Source organism: Mycobacterium sp. NPDC003449, assembly GCF_053588415.1.
In genome coordinates this window covers 47031-60915 of record NZ_JBSFPX010000017.1, presented here as the reverse complement: position 1 = coordinate 60915, position 13885 = coordinate 47031, and the positions used below count along the sequence as shown (strand labels likewise).

General features: G+C 65.1%; 15 protein-coding genes. 11 read left to right on the top strand and 4 right to left on the bottom strand.

Annotated elements, in window-relative coordinates; all coding sequences use genetic code 11:
- Positions 1–1898 (top strand): heavy metal translocating P-type ATPase (locus ACWDTP_RS07745; RefSeq protein WP_450018205.1); only part of this gene is annotated, 1898 nt, incomplete at its 5' end.
- Positions 1899–1969: 71 nt separating this feature from the next.
- On the opposite strand, the gene ykgO is transcribed toward ACWDTP_RS07745, so the two are convergent.
- The 4 genes from ykgO to ACWDTP_RS07725 form a co-directional block, all read right to left on the bottom strand.
- Entirely contained in the window at positions 1970–2092 is a 123-nt protein-coding gene (gene ykgO, locus ACWDTP_RS07740) for a type B 50S ribosomal protein L36 (protein ID WP_026256513.1), read from the bottom strand.
- Positions 2093–2198: 106 nt separating this feature from the next.
- Complete coding sequence (locus tag ACWDTP_RS07735) at positions 2199–2717, bottom strand: hypothetical protein (protein ID WP_450018203.1); 519 nt, start codon at positions 2715–2717, stop codon at positions 2199–2201.
- Between the two features lie 22 nt (positions 2718–2739).
- A complete protein-coding gene (locus tag ACWDTP_RS07730; protein WP_450018216.1) occupies positions 2740–3513 on the bottom strand; it encodes an RsiV family protein in 774 nt (257 codons plus the stop codon).
- 17 nt (positions 3514–3530) lie between these two features.
- Complete coding sequence (locus ACWDTP_RS07725; RefSeq protein ID WP_450018201.1) at positions 3531–4106, bottom strand: Mce protein; 576 nt, start codon at positions 4104–4106, stop codon at positions 3531–3533.
- A gap of 183 nt (positions 4107–4289) precedes the next feature.
- On the opposite strand from ACWDTP_RS07725, the gene ACWDTP_RS07720 reads away from it, so the two are divergent.
- From ACWDTP_RS07720 to ACWDTP_RS07675, 10 genes are read left to right on the top strand one after another with little or no spacing between them, the layout of a single operon-like run.
- The gene (locus ACWDTP_RS07720) at positions 4290–5372 is read left to right on the top strand and encodes a hypothetical protein (RefSeq protein ID WP_450018199.1); all 1083 of its coding nucleotides are present in this window, start codon (positions 4290–4292) and stop codon (positions 5370–5372) included.
- On the top strand, positions 5344–6537 hold the full coding sequence (locus ACWDTP_RS07715; RefSeq protein ID WP_450018197.1) for an N-acetyltransferase: 1194 nt from the start codon (positions 5344–5346) through the stop codon (positions 6535–6537). The genes ACWDTP_RS07720 and ACWDTP_RS07715 overlap by 29 nt, the downstream gene beginning before the upstream one ends.
- On the top strand, positions 6537–7517 hold the full coding sequence (locus ACWDTP_RS07710) for an NAD-dependent epimerase/dehydratase family protein (protein ID WP_450018195.1): 981 nt from the start codon (positions 6537–6539) through the stop codon (positions 7515–7517). The genes ACWDTP_RS07715 and ACWDTP_RS07710 overlap by 1 nt, the downstream gene beginning before the upstream one ends.
- Complete coding sequence (locus ACWDTP_RS07705) at positions 7514–8635, top strand: fatty acid desaturase family protein (RefSeq protein ID WP_450018194.1); 1122 nt, start codon at positions 7514–7516, stop codon at positions 8633–8635. Before ACWDTP_RS07710 ends, ACWDTP_RS07705 begins: the two co-directional genes overlap by 4 nt.
- Positions 8632–10137: a pyridoxal phosphate-dependent decarboxylase family protein gene (locus ACWDTP_RS07700; protein WP_450018192.1), complete on the top strand. Its 1506-nt coding sequence runs from the start codon at positions 8632–8634 to the stop codon at positions 10135–10137. The genes ACWDTP_RS07705 and ACWDTP_RS07700 overlap by 4 nt, the downstream gene beginning before the upstream one ends.
- Positions 10134–10841 (top strand): hypothetical protein, encoded by a 708-nt coding sequence (locus tag ACWDTP_RS07695; protein WP_450018190.1) that lies wholly within the window; start codon positions 10134–10136, stop codon positions 10839–10841. Before ACWDTP_RS07700 ends, ACWDTP_RS07695 begins: the two co-directional genes overlap by 4 nt.
- A gap of 7 nt (positions 10842–10848) precedes the next feature.
- Positions 10849–11355: a hypothetical protein gene (locus ACWDTP_RS07690; RefSeq protein WP_450018188.1), complete on the top strand. Its 507-nt coding sequence runs from the start codon at positions 10849–10851 to the stop codon at positions 11353–11355.
- Positions 11352–12095, top strand: coding sequence for a hypothetical protein (locus ACWDTP_RS07685; RefSeq protein ID WP_450018186.1), 744 nt, complete (start codon positions 11352–11354; stop codon positions 12093–12095). Before ACWDTP_RS07690 ends, ACWDTP_RS07685 begins: the two co-directional genes overlap by 4 nt.
- Before the next feature lie 7 nt (positions 12096–12102).
- Entirely contained in the window at positions 12103–13050 is a 948-nt protein-coding gene (locus ACWDTP_RS07680; protein WP_450018185.1) for an ABC transporter ATP-binding protein, read from the top strand.
- Complete coding sequence (locus tag ACWDTP_RS07675; protein WP_450018183.1) at positions 13047–13880, top strand: ABC transporter permease; 834 nt, start codon at positions 13047–13049, stop codon at positions 13878–13880. The genes ACWDTP_RS07680 and ACWDTP_RS07675 overlap by 4 nt, the downstream gene beginning before the upstream one ends.
- Positions 13881–13885: the final 5 nt, after the last annotated feature.

Sequence of the window (13885 nt, the reverse complement as noted above, 5' to 3'; positions counted from 1 at the left end):
TGGTCCCGGTGCGTACACCGCGGTCGGCCGACATCCACAACGCCGACATCGTCCGGATGGCGATCGGAGCTATCGCGTTGGCGCTGCTGGGGATTCGCCGTTATGCCTTCGCCCGCCCACCGCTGCTCGGGCCGACCAGCCGCACCCTCGCCACCGGGGCGACGATCGTGACGGGCTATCCGTTCCTGCGCGGCGCGTTGCGGACCCTGACCGGGAACCGCGCGGCGGGGACCGATGTGCTGGTCTCGGCGGCCACGGTCGCGAGCCTGGTGCTGCGCGAGAACGTGGTGGCACTGACCGTCCTGTGGCTGCTCAATATCGGTGAATACCTGCAGGACCTCACGCTGCGGCGGACCCGGCGCGCGATCGCCAACCTGCTGCAGGGCAGCCAGGACACCGCGTGGCTGCAACTGCCCGACGGAACCGAGGTCGAGGTCGCGGTCGACGGTCTGAAGGTCGGCGACCGGGTCGTGGTGCACGAGCAGGTGGCGATCGCGGTCGACGGGGTCGTGAGCGCCGGTGAGGCGATCGTCGACCAGTCGGCCATCACCGGTGAGAACCTTCCGGTCGCCGTCACCGTCGGCGGCACGGTGTACGCGGGGTCGGTCGTGGTACGAGGCAGATTGGTGGTCACCGCCGAAGCCGTGGGGCGCCAGACCACGCTCGGCCGGATCATCAGCCGGGTCGAGGAGGCGCAGGAGGACCGCGCGCCGATTCAGACCATCGGCGAGAATTTCTCCCGCCGTTTCGTGCCCGCCTCGTTCCTGCTCTCGGCCGTGACCCTGATGGTGACCAGGGATGTGCGCCGCGCCATGACCATGTTGCTGGTCGCCTGCCCGTGCGCGGTGGGCCTTTCGACCCCGACGGCCATCAGCGCCGCGATCGGCAACGGTGCGCGGCGGGGCATCCTGATCAAGGGCGGTTCGCACCTCGAGGAAGCCGGCCGGGTGGACGCCGTGGTGTTCGACAAGACCGGAACCCTCACGGTCGGCCGCCCGATCGTGACCAACGTGGTTGCCTTTCCCAAGGATTGGGAGCCCGAGCAGGTGCTGGCCTATGCGGCCAGCTCGGAGATCCACGCGCGTCATCCACTGGCCGACGCGGTTATCCGCTCGACGCAGGAACGCCACATCGAGATACCCCCACACGAGGAGTGCGAGGTGCTCGTCGGGCTGGGCATGCGGACCAGGGCTGACGGGCGGACGCTGCTGCTCGGGAGCCCGTCACTGCTGCGCCAGGAGAAGGTCCGGGTCACCAAGCGCGCCACCGAGTGGGTCGACAAGCTCCGCAGGCGCGCCGAGACACCGCTGCTGCTGGCCGTCGACGGAAAGTTGGTGGGGCTGATCAGCCTTCGCGACGAGATCAGACCCGAGGCCATCGAGGTACTGGCGGCCCTGCGGGCGACCGGCGTGCGGCGCACGGTGATGCTGACCGGCGACCACCCGGACGCGGCGGCCGCCGTCGCCGATGAACTCGGTATCACCGAGTGGCGCGCCGAGGTCATGCCGGAGGACAAACTCGCGGTGGTTCGGGATCTGCGCGCCGAGGGGCATACGGTCGCGGTCATCGGCGACGGGGTGAACGACGCACCGGCGCTCGCGGCGGCCGACATCGGCATCGCGATGGGGCTCGGCGGCACCGATGTCGCGGTCGAGACCGCCGACGTCGCGCTCGCCGGCGACGACCTGCGGCGGCTGCTCGACGTGCGGGCGCTGGGCGGGCGTGCGGTCGAGGTGATTCAACAGAACTACGCGATGTCGATCGCCGTCAACGCGATCGGCCTCGCCGTCGGTGCGGGTGGGGCACTGTCCCCGGTGCTGGCGGCGGTGCTGCACAACGCGTCGTCGGTTGCGGTGGTGGCCAACAGCGCCAGGCTCATCCGGTACGAACTCGATTAGCCGAGTACGGGATTGAGGCTCGGTTCGGCGAACTCGCCGTGGCAAGGCGCGCGCGACGTCGCGCGATCAAATCAGCCTTGGCGGCCCTTGAAACGAGGGTTGAGCTTGTTGATGACGTAGACCCTGCCCTTACGCTTCACCACCTGTGACCCGGGCTGGTTCTTCAGCGACTTGATGGACGCCCTGACCTTCATGCGAACTCCTTATTGATAACGATTGTCATTATCATCTTAGCGGAGCCCACTCGTCCGGGGAAACGGCGAGGAACGGCATGCGCCGGTGGATGTCGAGCTCACGGGTTCACGGCAGTTCGACCTTGCCGGCTAGCCAACGCCCGTCGACTTTCTGCATGGTGATCCTGATCCTGCTTCGGTCCAGCCTCGGCTCGGGTGCTGCGGCATTGGTCACCGACTGGTCGACGAATAACAGCACCTCCACCCGGTCCGGCGAGGCCGACTTGACGGCAGACTCCACCACCATGCCGTGCGCGGTGGCTTTGTTCTCGACGAGCAATTGGCGCAGTTGTGCGCTCGACTGGCCGTACATGTCCCTGAACTCTCCGGTCGACCCGTCGATGACCAGCCGGAAGTTCTCGTCCAGGTGGGCCGCGTCGATGTTGGTGAGTGCGCCCACGAACTGCTGCGCCGCAGCCAAACCCTCACGGGCCGCATTCTCCCGGTCACGTTGACCGATCCACAACCAGGTCAAAACCGCTGTGCCCGCCAGTATTACGACGGCCAGTAGGACGGCGAGACCTTTTCGGGCCGGCATCGCCCAGCGGCGGGGATCGGTGCCGTCGTCGGTGGCCTCTTCTGACATGGTGCTCCTCGTCAATCGGGGTTCAGCTGTACTCGGGTCGCAGCACCGGTTCGAGCGTGGCGAGAGGGATGCGGGCCGCCACGGTGCCGCCGTCCATCGACCACACCGGCATTCCAGGGCTGTAGTCGACGGGAACATCATGTGCGACCGGATAATCCGGCATGTAGATGATCAACGAGTCCGGCGTCAGCGCCCACGCGCGGTAGCCGCCGGAGTACACGTTGTCCGGCGACCAGCGGTCGGGTGTGAACGGATAGGTGCCGGGTCGATGTGGCGGCGGGGCCCGGTCCAGGGCCTCGACGACATCCGGCGCGCCCAGCGTCGGGATGTCGATCAAGGGGTCGATCCCTGGCCGGACGATGTCGTTCAGCTCGAGCTGGGCGCCGCTCGCGGTGTCGAACGTGAACGTCCGGTAGGCGTTGTTGATCGCCGGACCGTCCGCATGGTAATTCTCGTGGAACACCACCGATAGTGTCGAGTGGCCTTTGAAGACTTCGACGTTCGCTTCGCCGTAGCTGTCTTGCGCCATGTCTCCGGCTCTGGCGCTCCAATTACGGTACAGGTCGCGCAGGTAGGCGCGGATCGGCGAACCGGTGGTCGGCTTGTCGACAAGCTCGCCCGGAATCGCGATTCTGATGTCTCGGTTGGCATTGCGCACCGAGCGCACCACCGTGCCGCAGTAGTGCCCGTCGAACTCGCCGCCGAGATCGGTACAGAACGATTCCGGGGACGCCCCCGCAACCGGTGGGTCCATGAGTGCGACAGCGACCGGCACCGCAACACCGATGGCAGCCATCCACACCGCCGCCGAGCTCACGGCAGCTCGACTTTGCCGGCCAGCCAACGGTCGTCGACTCGTTGCATGGTGATCTTCATCCGGCTGCGGTCGACGCGGGGATCTGGCCGGGCGGTGTTGGCCACGGTCTGATCAACCATCAGCAGGATGACCACTCTGTCCTCGGACCTGGACTGGATTGCCGAATCCACCACGGTGCCGTGCGCGGTTGCTTTGTTGTCGACGAGTAGTTGGCGAAGCTGCACGCTCGACTGCGTGTACATGTCCTTGAACTCGCCCGTCGCGCCGTCGAGGACGCGGGTGAAATTCTCGTCAACGTGGTTGCTGTCGATACTTGTCAGCGTCTGAGCGTAGGCGACCGCCTCCTCGACGGCCTGTCGGCCCGCCTCGTCCACCTGCCGCTGCTGCCACAGCCGCCAACCGAGTAAACCCGAGCACGTCAAGGCCGCAACCAGGGTTGCGCCGGCGGCAGCGATGGACAGATGGCGAAGGGTGCGCCTGCCGGGTCTGCCCTCGGGTTCGACCGGGTCGGAGGCTGCTTCGACCTCGCGGTCGACGAGGTCGTCATCTCCGTCATCGGTCTTTGACGTCACAGTTCTTCCTTGATTCGGATGCGGTCGATGCAGGGACGGTGTCGACCGAATGTGGCGGTTGCCACATTCGGAATGCGCGGCGGGATTGCCGTTGACACCGCCGCCTGCCCGACCCTACGTTAGGGCGATAACGAAAACCATTTTCAATAAAATCTCTGTTCAAGCCACCGGGAGGGGACTGTGATGGCCACTGTCGCCACGAATGCTCAACGGCAGCGCCCGAAAGATGGAGAACACCAACCAGGTTGGTTCGTCAGTCGCCGGGTGGACATCTTCTTCGTGTTCGGTGTCGGGGCCCTGCTCTCGGCGGTACTGTTCGCCGCCGAGAGTCGCAAGGGGATGTTTCTCGTTGGCGCGGTGGCATTTTCGCTGCTTTCGGATCTTCCGCATGTGCTGACCACAACCGCGCGGGTGTGGCTGGACCCGCGGGAGCGGTCACGGTACTGGCGTCACTACGTGATCAGTTTCGCGGTCGTCGCCACGATCGTCGGGGTGCTGTGGTTCGGCGGCTGGCTGGTGCCGCTGCTGGCGATCTGGGCCTATTGGCAGGTATTCCATGTGCTGAAACAGCATTTCGGCATCATGAACATCTACGCCGCCAAGAACGGATACAAAGGGCCGCGCAAGCGGCTCAAGTACGCGCTGTACGCCGTCTGCCTGGCCCCGGTGCTCTACCGGGCCGGCCACGGATTGCACTTCTCGGAGTACGAGGTGTTCGGCCACCGCCTGCCGTTCTCGAACCTCAGCGTGCCCGTGCCACCGATTCCGGGCGTTCTCATCGTCGTCGCGTATGCGATCGCCGCGGTCCTCGTCGCGATGGCGATCTGGGAGCAGGTCAAACTGCGGCGTGGCGGGCAGACCCCGTTACCCGCGATGGCCGTGGCCACCATCGTCATCGCCGCCGCGTCCTACAACCTGTCCTACCTGCTGGTGTCGGATCTGTTCGCGCTCATCCTGATCGCCACCACCACCCACAGCCTGCAGTACCACCTGATCAACTGGACGCGGAACAACACTCGATTCGCCGCTACCGATGACCCGGGTGAGAAGAAGTTGCTGTTGGCTCGGCTGTCGACCCGGAAAGCGCTGCCGCTGTACGCGGCTTGCCTGGCGGGTATCGGTATCCTTGCCGGACAGCTGGATACGATCATCTTCGCCGTGCCGCTGATGTTCGTGTTGCACCATTTCTATATGGACGGCGCGCTCTGGAAGAGCAAGGGAAATCCCGAGCTCGCCCATGACCTGGGAATTGTCCGTGCTAAATGAGTACGTGTCGACGTCGTCGCCGCGAAAGTCCTCCTGGCGATCTGTGGAGGTACGAGAGATAGCGTCGCGCGCGGACGTCACGAGCTTCGTGCGGGTGCCATGGCACATCTATCGCGACGATGCGCAGTGGCGGCCGGTGTTGCGGCGCGTCATGCGGGCGAAGATGAACCCGCACAAGAACGCGCTGCATCAAGAGGTCGACATCGCGAACTTCGTCGCGTACCGGTCGGGACGGCCGGTGGGGCGGATCTCGGCGAGTATCGACCCCGATTACGTCCAGCGATACGGCGACTGGGCCTTCTTCGGGCATTTCGAGAGCCCACCCGACGATGCGGTGGCCGCGGCGCTGTTCGACGCCGCGGAGACATGGGCACGGAACCGAGGAATGACCAAAATTGCCGGGCCGTTCAGCTATTCGACGCGTGAGGAAGTGGGTCTGCTCGTCGCGGGCTACGACCGACCGCCGACTCTCATGCAGCCCTACAACCCGATGTATTACCCGCGACTCGTCGAATCCGCGGGTTATCGGAAGAAGTTCGACACCGAGTCATATCGGTGGAACGCCAAGGGCAGTAGCGCTACTCAGCAACGTCTGGTCCGACGCGCCGAGGCCGTCATGAACGCGCAGGGCCTAACTGCACGGCCGGTGCGGATGGCGGACTTCGGCGACGAACTGGAGGTCCTGCGCGGGCTTTACAACGATTCGTTCGCCGGGCACCCGGAGAACGTGCCGTTGAGCAGGGCCGTGTTCGAGGGTATGGCGGCCGAGATGCGGCCGTTGATCGACCCGAACATCGTCCGGATCGTCGAAGCCGGTCGCGAGCCGGTCGGGTTTCTGTTGATGCTGCCCGATATCAACGAGATCACCGGGCAATCCGGCCGGATCACCGCATCCACGCTGCTACGGATGACGAGCAGGCGTAACGGGCGCATCCGCGGCATCGACACCGCGGTCGTGGTGCTGATCGGCGCCGTCGAAACTCGGTTCGGCGCGGGGATCGGTCGCGTACTGGCCGGCGAGATCGTCAAGACCATTACCGACAGCGGATATTCGTCGGTCGCCACGACATGGGTGCACGAGGACAACGTGTGGTCGAATTCGCTGGCGGCTCAGATGAAGACCGCCCCGGAGAAACGCCACCGGGTCTTTCAGAAGGCACTGTGATGACCGGTCGAATTCTCGTCACCGGCGGTGCGGGGTACCTGGGCAGTGCGCTCGTCGGCGACCTGGTGCGCGCCGGTGAGGCCGTCACCGTCATGGCCGGTCCGCGGGACCGTACCGCGCCACCGAACGATCCCAAGGGCGACGTGGAGGTTGTGCGCGCCGACGTCACCGACGAGCGCAGCGTCGGCGACGCGATGCGCGGCATCTCGTCGATCTATCACCTCGCGGGTGTCGCCTCACCGAATTCACGGCTCGGACACGATATCTGGAATGCGAACGTGCTGGGGACCTATCACATCGCGCACAATGCGATGCGCCACGGCATACAACGGGTCGTTCACGTATCGTCGACGGCCGCCATCGGGTACCCGCCCGACGACGTCGTGGCCGACGAGGAATTCGATCTCCGGGACTCGGTTCTCGACAACGTGTACGCGGCGACGAAACGTGCCGGCGAACGTGTGATGCGCGACTTCGCCGAGCGCGGTCTTGACGTGGTGGTGGTCAATCCCGCAGCGGTCTTCGCCCCGGGATCCGGCCCTGCCCGGTCCTGGCGGGGCCTGCTGTCCGCCGCGCGCAAGGGTCTGCTCCGGGCTGTGCCATCGGGCGGGACGGCGGTGTGCTCGGCCCGCGATTTCGTCGCGGGCACCACAGCGGCGATGGTCAACGGCGAACCGGGCGAACGGTACATTCTCGCGACCGCGAACCTCACCTATCAACGGATTGCCGAACTGCTCGTCGACGCGGTAGGGCGATCCCACCCGGTGCGCGTCGCCCCGACGGGATTGTTCCGGGCCGCCGGTGCCGCCAACCGGGTCCTGCGGGATGTGGCCGGCAACCCACACCCCGACGATGCCCTGGTACCCGAGAACGTCGAATTGATGAGTCGTCACGTCTACTACTCACCGGTCAAAGCCGTGCGCGAACTCGGTATCCCGCGAGTGTCCACCTCTGCACTGATCGCGGAGTTCGCCCGATGAGCACTGATGCGAACATCGGGTCCCCGCGGATTCCGTCGAGGCAGCTCGGCTCCAGGGATGTGCTCGGCATCTCGATGGCCGACGCGCGCTCGCTGGTCGCCGATCTCGCCGAACGCAGGCAGTGGATCTACTGGATCGATCTCACCGTATGCGTGCTGATCGGATACGGCGCCTTCATCCTGTGTCCTGCCGGCGATCTGCTTTCGGTGCCCGCCATCGCCTGCGTGCTGGTCTCCGCTCTGGCGTTATACCGCGCGGTCCTCTTCGTGCACGAGATCGTCCATGCGCCGGACGAACTGCGGTCGTTCTCGGTGTTCTGGCATGCAGTGTGCGGAATCCCGCTCCTGGTGCCCAAGTTCACCTACGAGTTCCACCAGGACCACCACGGGTCCCGTACGTACGGGACCGTCGAGGACGGCGAATACGTACCCTATGCCGCCGAACCACGCTGGCGGGTGATCGCCTTGCCGTTCACCGCATTGCTCGGCCCGCTGGTCTTCGTCGTGCGCTTCCTGGTACTGGCTCCGTTGAGTTGGCTTGTCCCCCCGCTCCGGTCATATGTGTTGACACGTGCTTCGGCCTTGATGATCGACGCGGATTTCGTCCGCCGGCTGCCTCCGGCCGGCGTACCGCGCCCGTGGCTGGTTCAGGAGTCCGCCTGCTTCGCGTACGCCCTGACGATGCTGGTTCTGGCTGTGCTGGGCGCCTATTCGACGAACCGCCTGCTCGAGGCCTACGCGGTCGTCGCGATCGTGCTGTTCGTCAACTGGGTCAGGGTGCTGGCCGCGCACCGCTACGAGAGCGAGAACGAGCGGATGACGTTTCCCGAGCAGGTGCTCGACTCCGTCGACCATCCGTCGCTGCCGATCCTCGGCGAGCTGTGGGCGCCGCTCGGTCTGCGCTTCCATGCGGTGCACCACCTTTTCCCGAAGTTGCCCTACCACCAGCTCGCCAAGGCTCGCCGTCGCCTCGCCGAGGCGATTCCGCGTGACAGCGGGTACTGGACGACCGAGGACCGTTCCTTGACCGCATCCCTTCGAAGGTTGCTCGCACATCCACGTGCCGGCGCCGAGGCGCCGCGTTCGGCTGGGGAGACGGTCCGGATGGAGGCGCCATGATGCCCGATATGAGGCCGCTCGAGGCGGATTTCGTGACGACGGCCGGACTGACCGGATATCGCGAAGCGATGATGCTCGCAACCACGTGGGCGGGGACCGAGCTGGCTGACCCGACCGTGCCGGGGCTCGTCGAGGGTTACGCGAACCTGAAGGAGGCCGCCGACGATCTGCCCCTCGATCTCCCGGAGGGCATCGGTCTGCCGGGCGCGCTGGGCGAGGCCGTCAACCTGCTGGCCCGGAAGTCGGCGGTGGTCACCCATCCGGCTTACCTGGCCCACCTGCATTGTCCGCCGATGGTGGCTTCGTTGGCCGCCGAGGTGCTGACAAGTACGTTCAACCAGTCCATGGATTCCTTCGATCAGGCGCCGGCAGCCACTGCGGTCGAACAGCGTGTCACCGAATACCTCTGTACGAAACTGGGATACGGCCCCGGTGCCGACGGTACTTTTACCAGCGGCGGCACGCAGTCCAACCTCGAGGCACTGTTGATCGCGCGTGATCTGTTCGCAGGCAGGATCCCCGGTTGGGATATCGCCACGCACGGGCTGCCCCCGGAAGCGCGTTCATGGCGCGTGTTGTGTACGCGTCAAACGCATTTCTCGGTGCGTCAGGCACTGCGGATCCTCGGGCTGGCCGGCGCCCCGATCGAGGTGCCGACCGACACGGCCGGGCGGTTGAGCGTCGAGGCGCTCGGCGACCTGCTGGCCGAGGCGGTGCGCGAACGGACTCCCATCATGGCGCTTGTGCTCACCGCGGGTACGACGGACTACGGCGCGATCGATCCGCTCCACGACGCGATCACGATCGCCCACGAGCACGGCATCTGGACCCATGTCGACGCGTGCGCCGGCGGCTGCCTGGCGTTCAGCGATCGGCATCGACACCTTCTTCGGGGCATCGAGACGGCCGACTCCATCGCGGTAGATTTCCACAAGCTGCTGTTTCAGGCCATCGGTTGCAGCGCGCTGCTGGTCCGTCGCCGGGCCTCCTTCGATGTCTTGGCCGGGCACGCCGATTACCTGAACCCAGAACAGGATTCCGAGCGGGACGTGCTCAATCTCGTAGGTAAGTCGTTGCAGACGACCCGCCGGTTCGACGCCCTCAAGGTGTTCGTCACGCTGCGGGCCCTCGGGCAGCGGCGCGTTGCCGAGATGATCGACGCAACGTTGGCGGCGGCCGCCGCGGCCGGGGACGCGGTATCCGATCATCCCGACCTGAACCTGGTCGCGCCGGTAGCGACGAACACCGTTGTGGTGCGCTGGCAGCGCGATTCGGTGCCCGATGACGAATGCGACACCATCAACAACGCGATCCGGGCCGCGCTGGCGCGAACCGGCCGTGCCATGGTGGGCAGGTCGCGTGCAGCCGGGCACGCAGCGCTCAAACTCACCTTCGTCAACCCGCTCGTCAGCGCCGAAAAAGCAGTGGAGATCATCGCCGACATCGCCGATCAGGGTGAGCGGATCGCGGGGACCCGCGGAAGGGAGTTCACTACCGCATGAGCAGTCAGTTGGAGCGCGTCGAACGCATCCGGGCATCAGACGACCGGTTTCGCTGGGCGAAGAGCGTCGAGTACGCGATCTTCGGAGTGGAGAATGACTACGCTGACGAGTCCGATATCGCCGCAGCGGAAATGGTGCACTACCGGCCTTGGGAGCGCTCCTCGGAGATATTCGTCAGCTTCACCGACGACTCCCCGGACGACCCGGTGGGGGTGCTGCGGGCACTACGGGCCGACCCCGGACTCGGGCTGGACAGTTTCAGTACGCTGCGCGACGGCCGCGACTACGCAGTGGACGGACACCCGCCGCGGAGCTATCTCTACCCGCGGTGGCACTCCTTCTTCGAACATGTAGGGCCGGAACGGGTTGCAGAGCTCGCCACTCAGGGGGTGCGCAAGAAATACCGGCGTGTCGGCATGGTCGAGCAGCTTTGGCAGTCGTTCTTCGGCAGCCTCGCCGTCGACGGCGTCGATTTCGTGACGGTTGCCCTCGTGGTTCCGCTGTTCGACTGGTACAGCCACCTGCTGTCCGACCGCATCCACCAGATCGGTGACATCATGCCCGGCTACATCGGGGCCGACAGTGTCCCGGCCGTTGTCGACATCAGCGGATCATTTGTCAGCGATGCCGGCGGCATTCTGGACAAGAATGGGGGATCGCTACTGGCGTTGGCGACTGATTCCCCCCTTCTGCAATCGAATTAGAGGAGACATGCGATCGATACACACGCAGGAACACACGTTCAGAAAGGTCAGCGAGATCGCCTGTCCGATCGACCGGGTATGGGAACGCGTCACCACGCAAGAGGGGATCAACGATGAGATGGGCCCCTACATGAAGATGACCATGCCGCGACAGTTCCGAGGGAAATCGATCGCCGATGTCTCGCCAGGCACCCGGATCGGAAAGAGCTTTCTGCTGCTTTTCGGTGTGCTGCCGTTCGGCTTCGACGACATCACCATTGCCAAGATCGAGCCTGGGCGGATGTTCCGCGAGGAGTCGATCATGACCGGTATGCGGATCTGGGTCCATCACCGCACCCTGGAACCTCTGGGAGACAACACGATTGTGACCGACGAGATCACCCTGGCTCCTCAGGCGCCGATGGGCCTGATCCCCGGTTGGGGACGGTTGATGAGCTGGGTTCTCTCGGCGTTCTTCAGCCACCGCCATCGTCGGCTGGACCGCAGCCTGACCATCCCTGGTGCGGTGCGGTGAAACGACGTACGGCAGTGGCGATCGCTGGTCTGCTCACGCCGGCACTCCTCGGCGGCTGTGCATCGGTCAACGCGGAAGCCGGACAACCCGTCGGCCACGCCTACGAACTTCTGAAATATCCTGATGGAAAATCAGAATCAGGTGCCGAACCACGCCACGGCTCACCGTTCGGGAGCTATCGGATCGAGATATCAGGATCGGTGACCTACCTGGATCAGACGACATCGCTGCCGACGGCCGGGGTATTGACCATCGGGCCGGGTTCGCGGCGTGGTGAGGTGAAGATCGAACAGTACTACGGCGGGGACCGTTTCCCGTACGAGACCGGTGTCGTGTCCACGCGGGACGGCGCGAGCACTCTGGATGCGATAGCCATCGTCAACCCCCTGGACTCCAGGGTGTCGCTGCAGTGCGCGGTAGCTGGGGGAATCGCATTGGGAGACATCGGCGAATCGCGTGAGCTCACGGGCGAGTGCGGTGGGGGTTCGGTAGTGAGCGGCACCGTGCGGTCCCAAGGCACGCGGCAGGCCAGCTGGCGCGGCAATCGCGTCGAACTGGCCCGAACGGTGGTTGATCTCGAAGTGTCGGGAGCCAGCAGCGGAACGATCCATCAGGTGAACGAGACACCCGAGGGCGGGAGCTTTCCGCTCTACACGGCGCTCGACGTGAGCCTGACCGCGCAAGGCATTCAAATGACCGAGAAACTGGAACGCGACGTCCTACCGAAAGTCGGAGACTGATCCGCCGATGTCTGATGAGAGCCGACAGAATTCATCGCAGGCTTTGCGGGCCGACGAGGTCGTCAAGACGTATCCGGGTTCGGGGACCAACGCCGTCGACGGACTGAGTGTGACCGTGCCGGCCGGCATCGTCTACTGCCTGCTCGGCCGGAACGGTGCAGGCAAGACAACCACCATTCGGATGGCAACAACCTTGCTCGCCCCTACCAGTGGGCGGCTGGAGGTACTGGGCATTCCGGTCGATGAGACCGACGAACTGCGGCCGCTCATCGGGGTGGCGTTGCAGGAGGTCGCCCTGGATCTCTGGATGTCGCCGGTTGAACAGATACGGATGAGTTTGGCGATGGCCGGCTGGCCGAAGCACAGCAGGCGCCCGCGCGAGGACGAGCTCGTCGACCAATTCGGTCTGGGAAGTTATCTGAACCGAAAGGTCGGAGCGCTGTCCGGGGGGATGCGTCGGCGGGTGGACGTGGCGCTTGCCGTGGCGCACAACCCGAAGATGCTGTTCCTCGACGAGCCGTCCAGCGGCCTCGACATCGAGGGCAAACAAGAGGTGTGGAATGCGATCAGGTCGCTGCGGTCGCAAGGCCGCACCGTCGTGCTCACGACCCACGACATGGACGAGGCGGTCGCACTGGCCGACGAAGTCGGAATCATCAAGGACGGTAAGTTGGCCGCATCCGGGTCGACCCACGAATTCACCAGAAGCCACGGGTTCGTCGTCGACATCTCGGCGGGTGGGGTGATACCCGACGACACCGTGGCCGCACTGGGCGATGCCGGCTACGCCGTTGAGCGCAGAAACGACACCGCCCTCACGGGCACATTGACCTCGGCCTCGGCATCCACCCTCGGCCGGCTCGGGACGCAGCTGGGTCAGTTGGGGCTGGCCGACGCGAACATCGAGGTGCGGTCCACATCGCTGCGGGACGCATTTCTGGAGGCCACCCGATGAGTGTCCAAACCCTGGCCGACGACGCCAAGACCGAACCGCCGGTGAGCGGCAGGGAGAGAAGGCCGGCCGCCGCCAACACCCTGCGACTCTTCCGTCGCTATGTCGTGGTGGGCCTGCGACAACCGGTGTTCGGTTTCATCTTCCCGATCGTGTTCCCGGTGGTCCTGGTGATCTTCGTGCGATCGATGTTCCAGCGGGTCGCCGACCTTCCCGGTTTTCCGTTGTCCTCCTACACGGCCTACATCGCGCCCGGGTTGATCATGCTGATTCCGATGCTGGGCGCCGGTTACGGCGCAGGCACGCTGATCGACGAGATCCGTTCGGGTTTCACCGACCGGCTCCGGCTCTACGGGGTGTCGACGGGCCAGATCATGACGGCCAAGTACGGCTTCGAGATGTTTCGGATTCTTCCGGCGGCCGTCATCGTGATTGCGCTGCTGGCACTGCTCGACGCGCCGCTGCGGGCCGGGGTACTCACCGCGGCGCTGCTGATCGTGCTCATGTTCCTGTGGTCAGCCGCATACAGTTCGCTGTTCTATCTGGTGGCGCTGCGCACGCTCAATCCGCAGGCCCCGGTCGCCATGCTGCCGCTCGCCCTGCCGGTGCTGTTCGTCAGCCAGGCGCTCATGCCCGAGGTGTTCCTCTCTGACTGGCTTCGGATCAGTATCAACGTGAATCCCTTCTCCCACATCGTGTCCGCGGCGTCGAACATCATGTACGGCGAATTCGACACCATGGTCGTCGCCAAGGGTTGCCTTGTGGCCATCGGAATGTTTGCACTCCTGCAGATACCCATCCATCTGGTAATTCGCAAGAAGATTGGAAAGTAGGGACA